Source organism: Methylophaga sp. UBA2496 (assembly GCF_002341635.1).
Classification (GTDB): Bacteria; Pseudomonadota; Gammaproteobacteria; order Nitrosococcales; family Methylophagaceae; genus Methylophaga.
Window position 1 is genome coordinate 327,253 of sequence record NZ_DDOK01000007.1, and the last position, 19,949, is coordinate 347,201.

Consider the following 19,949-nt stretch of genomic DNA (forward strand, 5'->3'; position numbering starts at 1 on the left):
CTGCAAACACCACTGCAGGATTTTCTGCAGTATCTGGAGCAGCAGCGCCGGGTTTCACCGCATACCGTACTCAATTATCAGCGCGATTGTCAGCAGTTAGTTGATTACTGCCAACAGCAATCATTTACCGAGTGGCAACAACTCAAACCGGCAGATATTCGTTTATTTATTGCCCGGCTGCATCGAAAAGGTCTGAGCGCTCGCAGTATTCATCGTTTACTTTCAGCTGTTCGCAGTTTTTATCGCTATCTGCTCAAAGAAGGTCTGGTGGATCATAATCCGGCGCAATCAGTACAGGCACCCAAAGCTGAAAAACGTTTACCGAAAACCCTTGATGTCGATCAGATGAATTCCTTACTTGATAGCACACCCGCGGATACCTTCGTCGCCTGCAGGGATCGGGCGATTATGGAATTATTTTATTCCTCCGGCCTGCGACTGGCAGAGCTGGCGGCATTGGATCTACGTGATGTCGATTTCGGCCAGCAGCTGGTGCATGTTATAGCCGGTAAGGGTAATAAAGGACGGATTCTGCCGATTGGCCGCACCGCGATTGATGCGTTAAAAGTCTGGCTCGATAAACGTGATCAGAACGGTCTGTATCAACAACCCGCATTATTCACCAGCCAACAAGGCAAACGACTTGGGGTTCGTTCCATCCAGCAGCGTCTGGCTTTCTGGGGTAAAAAACACGGTATCTCCGAACATGTGCATCCGCATCGGTTACGTCATGCATTTGCCTCGCATATGCTGGAATCCAGTAGCGACTTGAGAGCCGTTCAGGAATTATTGGGGCATTCGGATATCAGCACGACTCAGGTCTATACTCATCTGGATTTTCAGCACCTGGCAAAGGTTTATGATGCTGCGCATCCTCGGGCTAAGAAACGTTCTTAGGATATTAACCACAGAGGCACAGAGGGCACGGAGGTTCTTAAAAATCTATCCGCAGATTACGCAGATGGGCGCAGATTTTTAGAGAGAAACATAAAAAAATATAAATTGATACAGGCACAGAGCTCAATGGTTATGCCCTAAATCCCCTTTTGAACTGACGAGTAGCGGCTTTTTGTCAGGAAATTGAGGCTTACCTGTTTGAGCGCAGCGAGTTTGGTAAGACTCCCTGACAAAAAACACAACGCAGTGGAGCCGCAGGCCAGTTCAAGGGGGGCCCTTGGGTTGTTAGGGGCTTGGGCACGCAAGCCCCTGACTCGCGAGAGCGACATAAATCTTAATTTGAGGAATGAAACTAAGAGCATAATTTCGCCTTCGGGCGCCTCCGGCGTCCAAATTTGTTCCAGACAAATTTGTCGCTTCGCTCAAACATTCCGATTTCTAATCCTGCGATAACCATTTTATCCCCCAACACAAAAGGGGATTCAAGGAAAGCCTTTGGGAGCTGCGCCTATCTGCGTAATCTGCGGATAAAATCTTTTAAAGTCTCAGTGTCCTCTGTGTCTCTGTGTCTCTGTGTCTCTGTGTCTCTGTGGTTAATAATCCAGCTAATGCGCCTGTTCCCAATTATCCCCAACTCCAATACCAACTTCTAACGGTACGGCAAGTTCTGCAGCTTTAATCATAAACTGCTCGATTTCAGTTTTAGCCAAATCAAGCTGATCCTCGGGTACTTCAAATACCAATTCATCATGTACCTGCATAATCATACGGATGCCGGTATCGGCTTCGAGCAGCCAGTCATGAATGGAAATCATTGCGCGCTTGATAATGTCTGCAGCACTGCCCTGCATTGGGGCGTTAATGGCGGTGCGTTCCGCGTACTGGCGACGCAGGCCGTTGCTGGAGTTGATTTCTGGTAGATATAAACGCCGGCCGAAAATGGTTTCAACGTAACCGTCTTTTTTGGCCTGTTCGCGGGTGTTGTCCATGTAGTTTCTTACGCCGGGATAGCGTTCGAAATAGGTTTCCATATATTTGGCAGCCTGATGACGTTCGATACCGAGTTGTTTCGACAGACCATGGGCAGACATACCGTAAATCAGACCAAAGTTGATGGCTTTGGCACTGCGACGTTGATCACCTGTGACGTTTTCCGGTTCCACACCGAAGATTTCAGAAGCCGTATGGCGATGGATATCTTCACCTTCGGCAAACGCGGTCAACAGGCTTTTATCGCCGGATAAATGCGCCATGATGCGTAATTCAATTTGTGAATAATCGGCTGCCAGGATCTTGGCACCTTTCCCAGCCACAAACGCTTCACGGATTTTACGACCGGTTTCAGTGCGAATCGGAATATTCTGTAAATTCGGATCGGAAGAAGATAATCTTCCGGTCGCAGTCACCGCCTGATGATAGGAGGTATGTACGCGGCCAGTCTGCTGATTGACCTGCTGCGGCAGTTTGTCGGTGTAGGTGGATTTGAGCTTACTTAAACTGCGGTAATTCATAATGATTTGCGGCAATTCATAACCATCATCCGCCAATTCTTGCAGCACATTTTCTGCAGTCGATGGTTGGCCTTTGGGCGTTTTTTTACGAACAGGCAATTGTTGCTGGTCGTAGAGAATTTCCTGTAATTGCTTGGGCGATCCCAGATTGAATTTGGTGCCAGCAGAAACATGCGCTTCTTTTTCCAGCCGGTCGATATCATGTGCCAAGGCATCGCTTTGCTGTTGCAGCATAAAGATATCGATATGCACACCATTGCGTTCCAGTGTATTCAACACCGGCAGCAGCGGCATTTCCAGTTCACGATATACTTTTTCCAGCGACGGAATGGCCTGCACTTTTGGCCACAAGATGTGATGCAGCTGCAAGGTGATATCGGCATCTTCACAGGCATACGGCGCGGCTTCTTCCAAACCGATTTCATTAAAGGTCAGTTGTTTTTTGCCTTTACCGGCAATGTCTTCAAAATGAATGGTGCTGCGATTCAGATATTTTTCTGCCAGTGAATCCATATCATGACGAGTGGCGGTGCTGTCGAGCACATAGGACTGCAACATGGTGTCATGGGCAATGCCCTGCAAATCAATGCCATGATTGAGCAGAATATGTCGATCGTATTTCAGGTTTTGCCCGACTTTCAGCGCCTTGGGATCTTCGAGCAACGGTTTGATCAACGCCAATGTGGCATCAAAATCCAATTGTTGCGGTGCGCCTGGATAATCATGTGCCAGCGGCAGATAAGCGGCTTCACCCGCTTGAATGGCAAATGACATACCGACGATACGTGCCTGCAGATAATTGAGGCTGGTGGTTTCGGTATCAAAGGCAAACAATTCGGCTTTTTTGAGTCTTGCCAGCCATTTATCCAGCTGTTGCTGTGTCAGAATGGTTTCGTAATAGGTTTCATTGCTGGTGGCAGGTTCATCCGTTTTTGTCGAAGCCGCAGCAACAGGCGCAGAGTCTAATTCCTGTAACCAGCTTTTAAATTCGTAACGACGATAAAGTTCAGCCAGTTTCTGGTTATCCGCTGCCTGCATATCCAGCGTTTCCGGGGTGAAATCCAGCTCGACATCCATCTTGATGGTTGCGAGCTGATAGGAGAGCGGCAAAGCATCAACGGCTGCGCGCAACTTCTCACCCAGCTTGCCTTTCACTTCGTCAGCATGTTCGATAACACCCTGCAAACTGCCATATTGCTGCAGCAGTTTAGTCGCGGTTTTCGGACCAACACTGTCAACGCCGGGAATGTTATCTACCTTATCGCCCATCAACGCCAGATAATCGACGATTTGTTGTGGTGTCAGACCAAACTTTTCTTTTACGGCGGCGATATCGGTTTTGCTGTTATTCATGGTGTTGACCAGCGTCACATGCTCGCTGACCAGCTGCGCCATATCCTTGTCGCCGGTGGAAATCACCGTTTCAATTCCGGCAGCGGTAGCCTGTTTTGCCAGCGTGCCAATTACATCGTCGGCTTCCACGTTATCAATGCACAGCAGCGGCAAACCCATGGCTTTAACAATTTCGTGAATAGGTGCTATCTGTTCGCGTAAATCGTCCGGCATTGGCGGCCGGGTGGCTTTATATTCGGCATACAGATCATTTCGAAACGTTTTGCCCTTGGCATCAAATACCACGGCCATATGTTCAGGATGATAGTCACGGATTAATTTACGCAGCATGTTGATGACGCCATAAATTGTGCCGGTTGATTCGCCGTCGCTGTTGGTCAGTGGCGGCATCGCATGATAAGCGCGATACAGGTAGGATGAGCCATCAACGAGTATAAGTGGTGCAGTTTGAGTCATAGTTCACAAGGCCTGAAATTAGTGGCAAACAGATTGCTTTAATCATCGTAGCGGAAATGCTATCTTTATCGGAAATTTAGTGGAGCTAAGTCATGTTAAAACCGTTCGCCATTGTATGCGCAATCAGCGCGATGATCACTGGAAGTGCCTGGGCAGGTGCTGCCGGTCCTGATTTGACTGAACCTCCAGTATTGCCGCCACCTTTGCAGGATGGCGAAAGCATCGAACCTGAAATTACCATTATTCAGGAAGAAGATCGCACCATCGAAGAATACCGCGTCAATGGTCAGCTCTATATGATCAAAATCACCCCGGATATCGGTCCTTCATATTACCTGATGGATACTGACGGCGATGGTTCATTGGAAACGACCAAACATAACCTTGCCAATCCGGAAGTGCCGAACTGGATCCTGTTGGAATGGTAACAAAAACTCCCGTTAACTGAGATTTTCATGTCTGTTTATACCGAAGTCGGGCGCGATGAATTAATTGCGTTTATCGGCGAGTATGCCGTTGGTAATCTGATTGATTACCAGGGCATTTCTGCCGGAATCGAAAACACCAATTATTTTGTGACCACTGACCAGGGGGAATTTGTGCTTACCCTGTTCGAGCAGCATGAATTTGCCGAATTGGATTATTTCCTCGAAGTCATGACGTTTTTCTTCAAGCATGGCATTCCCTCGGCACATCCCGCTGAAGATAAACAGGGGAATTACCTCAAGTCCTTATGCGGTCGTCCAGCAGCGCTTGTTATGCGTTTGGCGGGGCATACTGTCGATCAGCTTGCCACGCTGGGCCAATGCGAAGCCATCGGCGATATGCTGGCACAGATGCATCTGGTCGGTGAGAAATTTAAACATCGTCGGGCAACGCAACGGGGTGCCGACTGGCGCGAATCGATGGCCGAAACCTTATTGCCACATATGTCCGCTGAGCAGGCACAAATGCTCAAGGCAGAACTCGATTTTCAGCAACATTACAGCGATCTGGAATTACCGTGGGGTGTCACCCATTCGGATTTATTCCGCGATAATGCCCTGTTTGTCGACAATGAACTGCAAGGCATTATTGATTTTTACTATGCCTGCGATGAGTTTCTGATATATGACCTGGCCGTGGCGGTTAATGACTGGTGTGTTAATGAACAGGGGCTGATTGATCACGAGCGCTATCAGCGTTTGATGGATGCCTATCTGCAACGCCGTCAACTCAACGAAGCCGAACAATCCAACTGGAATCTGGTTTGTCGTGCCGCAGCATTACGTTTCTGGCTGTCACGTCTGCAGGATCAGCTTTTCCCGCGTGAAGGTGAAATGACACAGATTAAAAATCCCGATGCATTTTTGAAAATCCTGCAGCAGCATCGGCACAACCCATTGTCTTTAAATACTTTGCAAAACGCTTGATGTTATTTCATCAAGCGTTTTTCCGTTTATGAAAGTATTAATCATCAAGCTCACCTCCATGGGCGATTTAATGCATGCCTTACCGGCGTTGACCGATGCGGCCAAAGCCTTTCCTGGCATTGAATTTGATTGGGTGGTCGATGAAGCCTTTGCCGAAGTACCCAAATGGCACCCAAATGTTCGTAAAGTCATCACCACCTCACATCGTCGTTGGAAGAAATCCGCCTGGCAAACGCTGACCGGTGGTGAATTACGTCAGTTTTATCGTGATTTGAATCTGGATGGTTATGATGCTGTCGTTGATATGCAGAATAATCTGAAAAGCGCACTTGTCAGTAAATTACGTCGCGGTCCGGTCTATGGACTGGACAAGGAATCCTGTCGTGAACGTCCGGCACATCTGGCCTATCAATATCCAATAACGGTTAATCCACAACAACATGCCGTGGATCGGATGCGGCAGATCCTCTCAAAGGCGCTGGACTATCCGCTGCCTAAAACGCCCGCAAAATACGCGGCGAATTTCAGTAAATATCCGTTACCGGAGCTCGAGTTTGCCTTACCCGAGCGTTATCTGATGTTTGTTCACAATGCCAGCTGGCTGACCAAACTCTGGCCGATTAATTTCTGGCAGCAATTGGTGTTTCAGGCGCGAGCCGAAGGTTACGCGGTGCTATTGCCTTGCGGCAATAATGAAGAATATCTGCGTGCTCAACAGATTGCCTCGGTCGATCCAATGGCGTTTGCCTTACCGCGTTTAGGCTTAAACGATATCGCAGCGATTATGCACCATGCGGCAGGTGCGGTATGCAGTGATACCGGATTGGCCCATCTTGCTGCCGTGGCCGGAACGCCGGCATTAACCTTATACGGTGCGACAGACACAGCGCTGATTGGCACCTATGGCAAACATCAGCAGCATCTGGTCAGCGATTTTAACTGCGCCCCATGTTACAAACGCAAATGCCCTTTACCCGCCTCACGCAATGGCGAACCCGTCTGCATGACCGAAATGACACCGGAAATGGTTTGGCATGGACTGCAACCGCTTTTAGCCGCACAATAACCGCTTTCCCTAATCAATAATTCAAACGTTATGAAAAATGCATTCCCGGATTTTCGGCAGGCCAATGTTGTTGTCGTTGGTGATTTGATGCTGGACCGTTTCTATTTCGGCAAAACCAAACGCATCTCACCCGAAGCGCCGGTGCCGGTGGTCAATATTGAACGTTTGGAAGATATTCCGGGCGGGGCCGCCAATGTCGCAATGAATATTGCTTCGCTGGGTGCTAAATGCAGCCTGTCAGGCATTACCGGTCAGGATGAAGCCGCTCAGGTTTTAGAAGAACGACTGCGTTCTGTCAGTATCGAATGTGCGTTTCATCAAACCACACAGCATCCCACCATCATAAAATCCCGCATTATCAGTGCGCATCAGCAACTGTTGCGGATGGATTTTGAAAGCCGATTTACCATCGAAAGCTGTGAAGGTATGGCCGACAGAGTCGCACCATTGCTGGTTAATGGCGGGGTGATGATCCTGTCGGATTACGACAAAGGCACGCTTCACGATCCACAACAATGGATTAAACTGGCTAAAGCCAATGCCATGACCGTGCTGGTGGATCCAAAAGGTAATGATTTCAGTAAATACCGTGGTGCGGATTTAATCACCCCCAATCTCACCGAATTTGAAACGGTGACGGGCGAAATTCAGTCAGAAGCTGACTTGATAGAAAAAGCCAAAAAACTGATTGCCGACTACGATATTAAAGCCGTATTAATCACCCGTAGTGAACAGGGCATGTCGCTGATAACCAATGACAATACCGAATTCCATTTACCAGCCATTGCCAAAGAAGTCGCCGATGTCACCGGAGCAGGGGATACTGTGATTGCCACGCTGGCAGCCGCACTGGCAGCCGGACAGTCTTTGCAACAAGCCGTAACCTTAGCCAATGTTGCCGCCAGTATTGTGGTCAGCAAATTGGGCACCTCGACCGTCAGTGAACCCGAACTGTTTGCCGAATACCAACGCCATCAGGGCACCCATCAAAGTGATCATTCCTTTGCCGGTGCGGTGACGGTCGAGCAATTAAAAATTGCCGTCGACCAAGCCAAAAAGCGTGGCGAAAAAATCGTCTTTACAAATGGCTGTTTCGATATTCTGCATGCCGGTCATGTCAGCTATCTGCATCAGGCGCGCGCTCAGGGCGATAGATTGATTGTTGCCATTAACTCTGATGAATCCGTCACCAAACTCAAAGGCAAAGGCCGTCCGATTAACACTGCGGATCGTCGTCAGATCGTATTGGCAGGCCTGGCAGATGTGGATTGGGTCAGCGTCTTTGAAGGTGATACCCCGGAAACACTGCTCAAAGAAATTCAGCCGGATATCCTGGTGAAAGGCGGCGACTACGATAAAAAAGGCGTGGTTGGCTGGGAAATTGTCGAAGGCTATGGCGGTGAAGTCAGAGTGATGGGCTTAACCGAAAACTGCTCCACCACGGCGATTGTGAATAAGATTCATCAGGATAGATAAACAATATTTATCCGCAGATTACGCAGATGGACGCAGATTATTTATTAAGATAAATAGATCACAGAGACACAGAGGGCACAGAGAAAGATTAGATTTTCATTTAATTATTCTTTACCGTAATTTTTTTCTAACCTAGCTGTTGGCAATATGATGAACTCTGATGATTTGTTCCCTCTTAAACAAGAAAAATTGGCTCAATTCAATACTGAAAAATGGGCCGAAGAAAATAAAAATGCCATTCAAGCTTACAATGAGTTTGTTGATGAGCATGGCTGTTTTGGAGATGAATTCAGAGAGTTTTAATGGCGCAATTTGAAGTTTATCAAACCCAACTGTAATGCATTTCTTTTTAGAGTTGATATTCAAAGCTTCGTTATCTCAGAAATCGTCACCAGAATCGTTATTCCGCTTGGAAGACGGAAAAACTTCAAAAATCTGGCTAATCTAACGCCAGAAATTAAATATGAAGGTGAGAAACTTCTACTACTCACACCGCAAATCGCCTCTATCCCTGCCTATTTACTAAAAGATCCTATTGGTTCTTTAAATCACTTTCGTGATGAAATCATCATGGCATTATACTTTGCGATCAAGGGTATTTGAGTTGAATCAAGTTTGCTGACCACTGGATTGCGAAGCCCAACAAGGATAAAAGAATCCGTCGGAATCTGAGATTTCAAAGTTTTGCAGATTTTTCAGCAGGAAGTTGAGGTATTGCGAGCGATATAGAATTCGCCTGTATTAGGTCTGGAGAGTGTATAACTTAGCACTTGAGCTGGTTCCGGACACCACTGCCCGCCAAACGTGCCTTTTGGTGGCAGACTACCCGGAGGATTTGGGATTACAGGGAAGATGGGGTCGATGAGTTCCGCTGCCTCTTCTCGGCTAAAAGCAGGCTTTGCAATGATCTTACAGGGGCCCCATAACCCGTTACGTTGACTTTGCTCGGGAGGTCGCATACTGAGCACTCGCTGATCTATCGTCCATGTATGAACCGGGTGCTGAGCTCTCCCTTTAACGCCATCAGTCTGAAAGCCGTGTGCGGTTAAGATCGAAGAAGCATTCTCCGGTGCGTTGATACAGGTTTCAACAATCTCTTTTATGAATAACTGAAAGGTTTTCGATGTATCTGCCTGAGCGGTTGTGAGTGTACTAAGTGCAAAAGTTAAGATACATCCAAATGCAGCATTAATGAGTTTCATGGCGTCCCTTCCTTTTATAAAATAGTTTAAATCACATAGTATTCAAAAGGTTGAATGTAATAAACCCCTAAAGCACAAAAAGAGCAAATGAAGAGCGTTGAGTTTTACAGGCTTAACCAAAACTACGATAAAAAAGCTGGTTTAATCTGCTTGCACCACTGTTCAACGCGTTGAGCAGTAAGTTCTGGTTGGCAGTCTTCATCCAGTGCCAAACCCACAAACGAACTTTTGTCTTCGGTGAGCGCTTTGGATGCTTCGAAGTCATAACCCTCCGTAGACCAGTAACCGATAACATTGGCACCTTTTGCCACCACTTTATCGTGCAACATGCCCATGGCATCCACGAACCATTCTGCGTAGGCAAACTGATCGCCCATTCCGACAAAAGCGACCGTTTTATTAGTAAAGTCCGTGGTATCAATCTCATCCCAGACATCTTGCCAGTCGGCTTGAACTTCACCATAGTCCCAGGTGGGCAGGGCAAAAATGAATTTGTCGAAATACTCAATGGCCGCTAATCCGGCATCTTTCACATCAAATAATTCGGCTTTATCCGCGCCAAAGAATTGCTGAATTTTTTTGGCGGCGTCTTCGGTATTCCCTGTTGTTGACCCGTAGACAATTGCAACCATGATGCACCTCTTGGAACAATATAAAGATGCAAATGATAATTATTACTATTTGCGGGGTCAACTGAAAAGTTACTCAGTCCTGCTGAATGTGAACACCTTGAACCAACAACAACTTCAGTTGCTGTTGTTCGGCTATCTCATTGATAGCAATGTGCATCAGTTCATGAACATTCGCATCCAGCCTTGCTGGTAACTGAGCAATCAGAAAGCTTCCTACCTGGGCAATACGTAAAGGTTTGTGAGGCTGAACACCACTAGTCGTTAACTGTGCATCAATCTGTGCACGCAGATCATCAGTCGGTGCGGCAAACAGTATTTGACGTAAAGCCTGGGCAATCATTCGAACCGGAATATAGGAAAAATAACCGGAAATGATAAGCACCATCAGTGGATCGGCGTAGCGAGCGTAATCCGCATAAGGCGTATGAATAATCACAAATGTGGCGATAAAGCCCAACAACACAGCCGTGCTTAACCAGGTATCCATCTGCCACTGACGCTGTTCAGCGTCGACCAGCGACGTTTTCACATCCTTTTTGCGGCGCTTGATATAAGCCCAGGTAATCGCACAACCGATAACATTGACGACGCCAAACACCAGGGCCAGATCCAGATTGACCTCTCTACCACCCTGCAACAGGCTGACCACCGCAAAGATCATTGATACAAAACATACCAGGGCGATGACTACACCTTTTACCAGGATCGCAATCGGTTCAATGGTCAGTCGGCCAAAAGGATAGTCATTGTTCGCAGGCTGATTTGCCAGCTTCAAGGCCAGCAAAGACAAGGAGGCCAACGCTAACGACAGCAATGAATACGCACTATCAAATAAAATCATCACTGAACCGCTCAGTAAGCCCAGGATAAGCCCCGATATCGAAAAGCAGGCGGCGGATATTGCCGATACCATTAATACTTTCCGTTCACTATTTTTCCGCATAACTGTTCTCCAAGTAATGGCAGGTACTTTAGAGGCAAGCGGGTATTCGACAAAATCGCTCAGCGCCAATATAGTTGGTGCTAAACAAATTTTAAAGTGGACTAGCTATGCGTATTGAACAAGTTGAAGCGTTTGTAAAAACAGCGGAATGCGGGTCTTTCGCCAACGCCGCTATCGCATTAGAAATGCGGCGAAGCACGGTAAGTGCTGCGGTTTCTGCATTGGAAGATGAGCTGGCAATCCACCTTTTTCAACGCACTGGCAACAGCCTGCAGATAACTCCCATTGCACAATCTTTATTGGCGGACAGTCAACGTTTATTGCAATCCGCCAACCGTATCAGACAGCTTAGTAATCAGCATCTGGAAGGTATCGAATCAGAGCTCCGAGTCGCACGGGATGATGCATTGCCAGAAATCTTCTGGCATCAGTGCATGCATGATTTGCATGTCGAATTTCCGCAAACCTCCACCTCGGTTTATTTATTACCCACACAAGAGCATAACGAGTTTATTGATAATGGAATTGTCGATATCAGCTTTGGCGTCAATAACGCGGTAGATCCCAATTTTCGGCTTGGCATGATCGAACAGCGAACCGTTGTCAGTCCAGCCCATCCGCTAGCCAATCTGGCCCAGGTGACAGAAAGCGATTTAAGCCAGTACACACAGATCTGTCTGACCTTCCTGCAAAACGGGCAGCTGGTCATTCAGAACCAGATAGGTTGGCAGTATTCAGGCCTTACGATGTATGAATTAATCAGAGACGCCGTATTACGTGGCGATGGCTGGGCCATATTGCCCACAACGCTGATTCAAACCCACCTCAAACAACAACAGCTGGTCAGCCTGGCAACCGAAACGGCATTGTCTGCCACGTATTTCCAATGCTTATCCCGACAGGCAAACCGCAAGGTCGCGACCTGGTTAAAAAATCGTGTCACGCATGCGTTAACCCATGAATTTAAAGGCTGGTAGGTGTAAAAGGATTTATTCGCAGATTACGCTGATGGAAGCAGATTGTTCATCCAAAAAATAAACCACAGAGACACAGAGGGCACAGAGAAAGATTAGATTTTTGTGGTTACTGATCCGCCCAGAGATACATGCTCGCTTTTTTATTGAGCACCTGTAATTCATATGATTTTGAACAGGCCGATGCAGCAAATCCATAACAGACGTGAAGGGGGAGCAAGTGTTCTTCTCTTGGGTGGCAATAGCGTGCATAAGGGGCAGACTGCCAATTGATAAGCCTTTGCTCTCTTTCAGTTTCAGTCAGGTTTTCATCACAGCACGTTTCAAGTAACCAGTCTTCGAATGACTCATTCATGGTTTTTGCTTCATCCGTCTCCGGCGTGAAAAAAGCCCGCATATTGTGAAAGGAAAACCCGGAACCTATCAGCAGCAAGGATTGATCGCCCAAAGTTTGCAAAGCCTGTCCCATCTTGATATGCAGCTCAGGGTCGAGACTATTAACCAAGGATAATTGAACGCAGGGGATATCTGCTTCCGGATACATTATTTTTAACGGTACAAACAAACCGTGGTCGAACCCTCGGCTATCATCAAGTTTTGCTTCAATACCAGCCTGTTTCAACACTTCAGCCATTGATTGTGATAACGCAGGATTCCCCGGACAGGGATATTCAATCTCATAGGATTCTTTGGGAAACCCGTTGTAATCATAGATAAGCGAAGGATTTTCACCAGAAGTGATGGTCGGAGAAGCTTGTTCCCAATGAGCACTGACAACAATGATTGCCGATGGGCGTTCTATGGATGCCGCGATATTCTTCAAACAGCTAACCATCTCCTCATGACTTTCATCGCCCAGCAGCGGCATCGGTCCACCACCATGTGATAAATATAATGCTCGACGTTGGTTGTTCATTGGGATTCCTCGCTGATAAATAAACCACGGAGACACAGAGGGCACATAGGTTTCAAAAAGATCTATCCGCAGATTACGCAGATGGACGCAGATTTTTAATTAATATTCATCAAAATTAATCAACCACAGAGACACAGAGGGCACGGAGGTTTTAAATAAACTATCCGTAAATTATCAAGGTATTTTTGGTAGGTTGGGTTGAATGCAATGAAACCCAACAAATATCGAATATTCAAGCCAAAATGTTGGGTTTCACAAGCTCAACCCAACCTACCTTGCTTCCCCAATTTGATCTTGGCATGCTTCCTTTGTTTTTTGATACAACCCCATAAAATGTTGAGCTACCACTGATTCTCCACCGCTTAATGAATCATATTCTTTTAATAAATCTTCCAATTTTATTATCAAATTTAGTATTTGAGCAGAGTAGTCCTTAATAGAAGTACATAAATTAGAATTTCCTAAAGATACGAATGTTTTTTTGGGCGGAGCCCATCCCGGTTTCAAAAATTGATTTAGAGGACCAAAAGTAAGTACTTCTTCACCAGAATCATTTTTTACATCGATTTGTAAATGTGATTCAATTTTTTGTTCCAAGCCGGAAATGAGTCGATATAGCTCATTTTTTTTTGCTTCGTTTTCTAAATGATTGCGAGTGGCTAGAAATTCTGATTTTTGAAGTTTAACAGCTCTAATAAGTGTTATCAGTGCAGCTATGGCAATTAAAGGGTTTAAAATACCACCAAAAAAATCACCAAATACTCCCCAATCAGAAGGATTTTTTGAAATAGTCCAATTGAAAGCAAAGTAAGCTAAAGAGTAGGACGTTATGACAATTACAGAAACTATCGTAACGAAAAAAATTATTAAACTTTCCATATTCTTCAATAGTTTCATTAACTGTTCCTATCAAATATCAAGCATCAAGAAGCTGTAAAGCAGAAAATAATTCATGTATTTAAAGTTAAATCTGCGTCCATCTGCGAAATCTGCGGATAAATATTAACCCCAAAAAAACTCTGTACCCTCTGTGTCTCTGTGGTTAATTACTTATCAAAAGCCCGAATAGCCTTAGCCACATTGTCAGCCAAATGCAACGGATTTATCGTCCCAACCACCACACTAGCCACCGCCGGGTTAGCAAAGATCATTTCAAAGCTGGCACTGACACTGTCTTTGGTTGAGTTGGCTGGCAAATGCCCACTGGCAAAGGCCTTTTTGATAAAGATGGCTTTATTGAGCTGTTCAGCCGTATCTATCACGATTTGTTCGTCCTGATAGGCGAGGTTATGGGTGACCATGACGATATCGGACTTTTGCAGGGCGAGCAGGCCGCCGTCGACGGTTTTGCTGGAGATGCCGGTGGCAGCAATCAGACCTTGTTGTTTAAGCTCATTGAGGGTTTCCAGTGCCCGATGCTGTTCAATGATCGGCACATCGTTGCCGTCGGAGTGAATCAATACAATATCAATCACCTCACGTTTGAGACGTTGCAGGCTTTGTTCAACACTTCTAATAATTGCATCACGGGAAAAATCGAAATGTGACTCACCGGTATTGGCATCAAACTGTTCACCGGCTTTGGAGCAGATAATCCAGTCGTGCGGTAGTTGTGGCAATAACTCGCCGAGACGTTGTTCGCTGTTGCCGTAGGCGGGTGCGGTATCAATCAGATTGATGCCTAAATCCCAGGCTTGCTGCATTAAGGCGAGGGCGGTTTCATCATTAGGAATGGTGAACGATTCGGGGTATTTAACACCTTTATCGCGTCCCAGTTTGACGGTGCCAAGCCCCAGCACAGAAACATCCAATTGGGTGCCGGGAATATTTTTTTTAGGTAGCTTGTTCATTTAGTAAATGCCCGATCCCAAAGCGGTTCGGCCAGTTGTGCCAGGGGCAAAATATGCTGCTCGGGATGCACCGTTTTTTGCACCTTTTGCTTTGCCAGCGCTTCAATGACTTTATCGGCTAGATCGGGTGATAAAGCTAACTTGGTCGGCCAGGCAATATGCAGATTGTTACGACTGCTGACATAGGCGCTGTCGGGACGTGCAAAACCGCTTTGTTTTGGTTCGGCGCGATTAATATTATGGGTGGTCCATTCCAGTTCCGGCAGGGTAAACCACGGCAGGATTTGTTTAAGTAAATCGCATGCTTCCTCAATCAAACTATCTGGATCTTTGCCGACACCTTCTTCAGCAATATTACCGCCGAGGTACCAGACGATATTGCCGGTTTTATCGGGATGACTGCTGATGGTGGCAATTGGTTTGCTGCCACTGCCGAGGCTATGGGCATAAATCTGCGGTAAAGGATTAGCCGGATCTTTAGCTTTGCAGAGCAACATTTGTAATGGCCGTTTCTGCATTTTGGGTTTGCTCAGTTGCAGGCTTTCTAATATCTCGCCTGTACCTTCGCCAGAAGTAAGCACAAACTGCTGTGCCTGAATTTCCAGTTCATCACCAAAACGCATGGCGGTAATGTTGCCATCATGTTTTATCCATTCCAGTATGCTGTCAGGCGTTTTTAAAATCGTTGCGGCATAGGGTTTGATTAAGGCTTTGAGTAAACTGGTGACATCCAGCACCGGTTCATCCAATTGATATAACGCGCCTTTAAAACCGTCATCGGCAAACAAACCATTGCGCTCAGATTTAGGGATATTCTGCATCCGGCTTTGTAGCGCTTTGCTGGCAAAAAACGACACCATTTTGGAAGACAGGCTTTGGGTGGACCAGAGCAGTTGATGTTCGGTAAACACGTTAACGTCGGATAAATCAATTTCACCGTTGCCTTGCAGACAGGCTTTCCAGCGGGCGGGCATACCGCTGATGGTTTGCGCGGCGTTAGATAAAATGCCATTTAGTGCGTATTTGCTGCCGCCATGAATAATGCCTTGAGCACTCAAGGTTTGAGCATGACCAATTTTCTGGTTTTCCAGCAACAGACAGTGATAACCCAACTGGCTCAGCCGATTATGCAGCCATAATCCGGCAATGCCGGCACCAACTATAACGACGTCTGCTGTAATGATGTTTTGACTCATGCGTTGCTGAGTTTCTCGTCCAGTGCTTCACATAACCAGTGACCAATCAGGATATGGCCTTCCTGAACCCGGGCGGTTTCGGTATCGGCGACACAGACACAATGATCAGCGATAGCTTTAAGCTGTCCGCCGCTTTGGCCGGTAAAGGCAATGGTTGCACAACCCGCTTTTTTGGCAGTGTTAATGCCGTTAATGACATTGGCACTGTTACCGGAAGTCGATAAACCAATTGCCACATCGCCGGGTCGGGCCAGCGCCTGAATTTGCCGATCGAATACGGTTTCAAAGCTGTAATCGTTGCTGTGTGCAGTGAGAATTGAGGTGTCGGTCGTCAGCGCAATTGCGGCCAGCGGTCTGCGATCTTCTTTATAACGAATCACAAATTCCGCCGCCAGATGCTGGGCATCAGAAGCGCTGCCGCCATTGCCGAAGAACAATACTTTATTGTCATTCAGCACGCAGTCGCTGATAAGGGCCAATAAATCATTTAATTGAGGCTCCATTTCAAACAAGCTTTCAATCATCTTTTGGTGGCGTTGCAAGGTGGATTTAAATGACACGGCTTACCTCATTTCGGCTCTAGTGGTAGTATTTGTGGTTTCCTGCAAACAGTGTAACAAAACGCTGTGCGCGATCGCACAACTCACTGCTTGGCAAAGCCTTTAGATGGCCTTAATGAAAAAGAATTCCTGTTATTTGCGACAAGATTTGGCTCGGGCCTGGGCCGATAAACCGGTGTTTGATGTTGTGGCCAACATTGACGGTGAGATCTTTCGTGATAAGGAAGGCCGCCGGACCTTGCGCTTCGAGCTGAATGATCACTCGTATTTTCTGAAATATCATCAAGGTGTCGGCTGGGCCGAAATCATTAAAAATCTGCTGCAAATGCGTTTGCCAATTATCAGTGCCCGCAATGAATGGCAGGCGATTCACTTTCTCGAAAAACACGGTATCGAAACCATGACGCTGGCCGGTTATGGCGAACAGGGCATTAATCCGGCGGCATTACGTTCGTTTGTAATTACTGATGATCTGGTGAATACCATGAGCCTGGAATATGTTGGCGAGCAATGGCAACAACGGCCACCGGGTTTTGCCACCAAACAGGCGCTTATCCGCAAGCTGGCCAACATGGCGGGCACCATGCATAAAAACGGCATGAATCACCGCGATTTTTATCTGTGTCATTTTCTGTTGGATGAACGCTTTGCCGAGAACAATACCTTCGATGACAACACGCCGGTGTATCTGATTGATTTGCACCGTGCGACCATCAGACATAAAACACCGAAACGCTGGCAGATAAAAGATCTGGGAAGCCTGTATTTTTCGGCTTCCAGAGTACCTTTGACTAAACGGGACAAATTACGCTTTATGCAGATTTATTCAGGCTTACCCTTGCGTACGATGCTGAAAGAGCAGGCCGATTTATGGCGTGAGGTGGAGCGTCGCGCGCAGAAGTTGCTGGCGGAATAATGGTTATGCTGAGTGCTCAAAATTTATTAAAAGAATTACCTGTCGCTTTTCCGGTTGAACTTGAGTTGGGTGGGACGAAATACCAAATCCAATCAATGTTACGTTTTCTGGCCGGACGGCGGATTGTTTTACATGCCAGCAATGACAGTGGCGAATTTGTGCTCAAAATCTTTGCCGCGCAAGGCAAAGGTCAGCAGGAATATCAACGCGAACTGAAAGCGCATCAACATTGCATGCAAGCAGATATTGCCGTAGCACAGATATTACATAATACCGAAGATCAGCAGGGTGTCAGCTTTATTATCTATGCCTTTTTGCCAAAGGCAGTCACCTTAAATGAATTATCAGAGGACGCGTTCCCACTTACAGCATTATTTGATTTGTTTGGACGTTGCCATCATCAGCGGTGTTATCAGCAGGATCCGCATCTGGATAACTTTGTGTTATCCAATAACACATTATATTTACTGGATTTAGCGTCAGTGGTTATACAAAAGAAGCCACTGAAAATGGTGACTTGCCTGAACAATCTGTCTCGGTTAATTGCCCAGTTTCCATTGCATCAGCAGGAATGGTTGTTGAACGCCTTACCGACATATTTTGCGGCTCGAAATATGGTGCTGGATCCGATTGTTGAACAACAGTTGCTTGGTAAGGTCAGCAAAGCTCGACTTTATCGGCAAACGCATTATCTGAAAAAGCAGTTTCGATCCTGCACTATGACACGCTATCGAAAATCGCTAATGATCGAAGCGGCCTGGCGTGGCAATTTATCTACCGCTTTAACAGAGCAGCCGTTAACGTTATTAAATCAAGCCATGCAGGATGGAATCTCTCTGAAAAAAGGCAACTCTGCAACTGTTGTCAAAAGTGAACTGGCGGGACAGCCGGTGGTGATTAAACGCTATAACATGAAAACGCCGTTACATTTTTTACGGCGTTGTCTGCGAAAAAGTCGCGCCAATGTGTCCTGGTACAATGCCAATCTGCTGGAATATCTGGGCATTGCCACCCCGCGACCTTTAGGCTTTGTGGAACAACGATTTCTTGGCCTGCGGCAAAAAGCCTATTTTATCTGTGAACATATTGTCGGACGTTCTCTGGCAGAGCTGGATGATTCAGAAATTCAGCATCCTGAAATGATTCAGCAAATCAGCGAATTATTTGAGCAGTTACGTCGCCATCATATTTATCATGGCGATTTAAAAGCCACCAATTGGCTGGTCGATAATCAGCAAAAAATCTGGCTGATTGATTTGGACGCGATGCAGCAAATCACAAAAACCGGTTTCAAGCGTTTACATAGAGAGGATCAGCAACGATTTTTACGCAATTGGCCGGTAGGTGAAACGCGTCACCTGTTAACCAAAGCGATCAAAGCATAAAGGTAGTCATACAGTGTTAAACGGAACGCATTTATGAAACTGGCGGTATGCCTGTATAAATATTTTGCCTATGGCGGCCTGGCGCGTGATTTTCGGCGGATTCTGGAAATCCGTCGTGATGCCGGAGATAACATTGATGTGTATTACATTGAATGGCAAGGCGATCCCATTCCCGGTTTTAACCAAATACCAATTTCAGTTTCAGGGCTGACAAATCATGCCAAAGTACGCGATTTTTATAATAAATCGCAGCCATTAATTGCTGCCGGTCATTATGATCTGGTGATTGGGTTTAACAAAATGCCGGGCCTGGATTTGTATTACGCGGCCGACCCCTGTTATCTGGCGCGGGTCAGGCAAGAGCCAAGCTATATCGTCAAACAGCTTTTTGGCCGGGTAAGATTCTACGAAGCCTGGGAACGGGCCGTTTTTGGACCACAAAGCCACACCGTATCAATGATGATCTCATCGGTACAGCGCAAACTGTTTGAGCAGTATTATCAGACGCCACCGGAAAGACTGGTCGACCTGCCGCCCGGTATCGATCCAGATAGAGTGCGTCCGGATGACTGGCAAATACAACGTCAGCAATTTCGCCAGCAATTATCGTTAAATGCTGATGACTTTTTACTGCTGATGATAGGCTCCGGCTTTAAACGCAAAGGCGCTGATTTTGCCATTGAAGCCATGGCCGCTTTACCACAGGCGTTACGTGAAAAAACACATTTGTATGTGGTGGGTGAAGATAATGCCAAACCCTTTGAACAACTGGCACAAAAGCTGGATGTCGCTGAACGAACCCATTTTATGGGTGGACGCGATGATGTAGCGAAATGGCTATTGGCGGCAGATGTATTTTTACACCCGGCGCGTTCTGAAAATACCGGCACCGTGATTCTCGAAGCCATGGTGGCTGGCCTGCCCAGTATGGTCAGCAGTGCCTGTGGTTATGCCAATTATGTTGAAGACTCAAACGGTGGTGAATGTATCGACCAGCCGGAAGATACATCAGCTTTTACACAACAGTTGGCTAAGATGCTTGATAAAAAACGCCTGCAGCAACTGTCACAAAATGCGTTGGATTATGCCGCCACACATGATTTGTATAGCATGCCGCAGCGCGCTGCGGAGTTGATTTTAGAGCTGGCTGAGAAAAAACGATAAAAAAATGACAAAGCCCTAATCGGGCTTTGTCATCCATTCA

The 19,949-nt window shown here is 46.5% G+C and carries 19 protein-coding genes; 11 read left to right on the forward strand and 8 right to left on the reverse strand.

Translation table 11 applies throughout. The features are described 5' to 3' along the window. Complete coding sequence (gene xerC / locus B2W60_RS11480; RefSeq protein WP_414673278.1) at positions 1–897, forward strand: tyrosine recombinase XerC; 897 nt, start codon at positions 1–3, stop codon at positions 895–897. 605 nt (positions 898–1,502) lie between these two features. Here the strand turns inward: xerC and polA are convergent. Next, positions 1,503–4,217, reverse strand: a complete 2,715-nt coding sequence (polA, locus tag B2W60_RS11485) for a DNA polymerase I (RefSeq protein ID WP_292360453.1) — start codon at positions 4,215–4,217, stop codon at positions 1,503–1,505. Between the two features lie 92 nt (positions 4,218–4,309). Between polA and B2W60_RS11490 the strand changes: the two genes are divergently transcribed. The 6 genes from B2W60_RS11490 to B2W60_RS11515 all read left to right on the forward strand — a co-directional run bounded on the left by B2W60_RS11490 (position 4,310) and on the right by B2W60_RS11515 (position 8,774). Beyond that, positions 4,310–4,645, forward strand: coding sequence for a DUF2782 domain-containing protein (locus B2W60_RS11490; protein WP_292360451.1), 336 nt, complete (start codon positions 4,310–4,312; stop codon positions 4,643–4,645). 27 nt (positions 4,646–4,672) lie between these two features. Continuing rightward, positions 4,673–5,629 carry a homoserine kinase gene (locus B2W60_RS11495; RefSeq protein WP_292360449.1) on the forward strand — a complete coding sequence of 319 codons (957 nt, stop codon included), beginning with the start codon at positions 4,673–4,675 and terminating at the stop codon, positions 5,627–5,629. A 28-nt stretch (positions 5,630–5,657) separates the two neighbouring features. Then, positions 5,658–6,695: a lipopolysaccharide heptosyltransferase I gene (waaC, locus tag B2W60_RS11500; RefSeq protein WP_292360447.1), complete on the forward strand. Its 1,038-nt coding sequence runs from the start codon at positions 5,658–5,660 to the stop codon at positions 6,693–6,695. 30 nt (positions 6,696–6,725) lie between these two features. Then, complete coding sequence (gene hldE, locus B2W60_RS11505; RefSeq protein ID WP_292360445.1) at positions 6,726–8,171, forward strand: bifunctional D-glycero-beta-D-manno-heptose-7-phosphate kinase/D-glycero-beta-D-manno-heptose 1-phosphate adenylyltransferase HldE; 1,446 nt, start codon at positions 6,726–6,728, stop codon at positions 8,169–8,171. Between the two features lie 147 nt (positions 8,172–8,318). After that, positions 8,319–8,474: a type II toxin-antitoxin system CcdA family antitoxin gene (locus B2W60_RS11510; RefSeq protein WP_292360444.1), complete on the forward strand. Its 156-nt coding sequence runs from the start codon at positions 8,319–8,321 to the stop codon at positions 8,472–8,474. A 9-nt stretch (positions 8,475–8,483) separates the two neighbouring features. Continuing rightward, positions 8,484–8,774 (forward strand): CcdB family protein, encoded by a 291-nt coding sequence (locus tag B2W60_RS11515; RefSeq protein ID WP_292360442.1) that lies wholly within the window; start codon positions 8,484–8,486, stop codon positions 8,772–8,774. 721 nt (positions 8,775–9,495) lie between these two features. On the opposite strand, the gene B2W60_RS11520 is transcribed toward B2W60_RS11515, so the two are convergent. After that, on the reverse strand, positions 9,496–10,005 hold the full coding sequence (locus B2W60_RS11520; protein WP_292360438.1) for a flavodoxin: 510 nt from the start codon (positions 10,003–10,005) through the stop codon (positions 9,496–9,498). Positions 10,006–10,078: 73 nt separating this feature from the next. After that, positions 10,079–10,948, reverse strand: coding sequence for a cation diffusion facilitator family transporter (locus B2W60_RS11525; protein WP_292360436.1), 870 nt, complete (start codon positions 10,946–10,948; stop codon positions 10,079–10,081). Positions 10,949–11,055: 107 nt separating this feature from the next. Here B2W60_RS11525 and B2W60_RS11530 point away from each other — a divergent pair, with 107 nt between their 5' ends. Next, positions 11,056–11,925, forward strand: a complete 870-nt coding sequence (locus B2W60_RS11530) for a LysR family transcriptional regulator (protein WP_292360433.1) — start codon at positions 11,056–11,058, stop codon at positions 11,923–11,925. Positions 11,926–12,031: 106 nt separating this feature from the next. On the opposite strand, the gene B2W60_RS11535 is transcribed toward B2W60_RS11530, so the two are convergent. From B2W60_RS11535 to B2W60_RS11555, 5 genes are all read right to left on the reverse strand, one after another. After that, a complete protein-coding gene (locus B2W60_RS11535; protein ID WP_292360430.1) occupies positions 12,032–12,838 on the reverse strand; it encodes a DODA-type extradiol aromatic ring-opening family dioxygenase in 807 nt (268 codons plus the stop codon). Between the two features lie 270 nt (positions 12,839–13,108). Beyond that, the gene (locus B2W60_RS11540) at positions 13,109–13,735 is read right to left on the reverse strand and encodes a hypothetical protein (protein WP_292360429.1); all 627 of its coding nucleotides are present in this window, start codon (positions 13,733–13,735) and stop codon (positions 13,109–13,111) included. A gap of 149 nt (positions 13,736–13,884) precedes the next feature. Continuing rightward, complete coding sequence (locus B2W60_RS11545) at positions 13,885–14,688, reverse strand: aldo/keto reductase (protein ID WP_292360427.1); 804 nt, start codon at positions 14,686–14,688, stop codon at positions 13,885–13,887. After that, positions 14,685–15,884, reverse strand: a complete 1,200-nt coding sequence (locus B2W60_RS11550) for an FAD-dependent oxidoreductase (RefSeq protein WP_292360425.1) — start codon at positions 15,882–15,884, stop codon at positions 14,685–14,687. The genes B2W60_RS11545 and B2W60_RS11550 overlap by 4 nt, the downstream gene beginning before the upstream one ends. Beyond that, positions 15,881–16,444: a D-sedoheptulose-7-phosphate isomerase gene (locus B2W60_RS11555; RefSeq protein WP_292360423.1), complete on the reverse strand. Its 564-nt coding sequence runs from the start codon at positions 16,442–16,444 to the stop codon at positions 15,881–15,883. Before B2W60_RS11555 ends, B2W60_RS11550 begins: the two co-directional genes overlap by 4 nt. 115 nt (positions 16,445–16,559) lie before the next feature. Between B2W60_RS11555 and rfaP the strand changes: the two genes are divergently transcribed. Genes rfaP through B2W60_RS11570 form a run of 3 tightly spaced genes read left to right on the forward strand, consistent with a single transcriptional unit; the run spans position 16,560 to position 19,909 of the window. Then, positions 16,560–17,360, forward strand: coding sequence for a lipopolysaccharide core heptose(I) kinase RfaP (gene rfaP / locus B2W60_RS11560; RefSeq protein ID WP_292360420.1), 801 nt, complete (start codon positions 16,560–16,562; stop codon positions 17,358–17,360). 5 nt (positions 17,361–17,365) lie between these two features. Continuing rightward, positions 17,366–18,745 carry a lipopolysaccharide kinase InaA family protein gene (locus tag B2W60_RS11565; RefSeq protein WP_292360419.1) on the forward strand — a complete coding sequence of 460 codons (1,380 nt, stop codon included), beginning with the start codon at positions 17,366–17,368 and terminating at the stop codon, positions 18,743–18,745. 33 nt (positions 18,746–18,778) lie between these two features. Further along, positions 18,779–19,909, forward strand: coding sequence for a glycosyltransferase family 4 protein (locus B2W60_RS11570; RefSeq protein WP_292360417.1), 1,131 nt, complete (start codon positions 18,779–18,781; stop codon positions 19,907–19,909). The last annotated feature ends 40 nt before the right edge of the window (positions 19,910–19,949 follow it).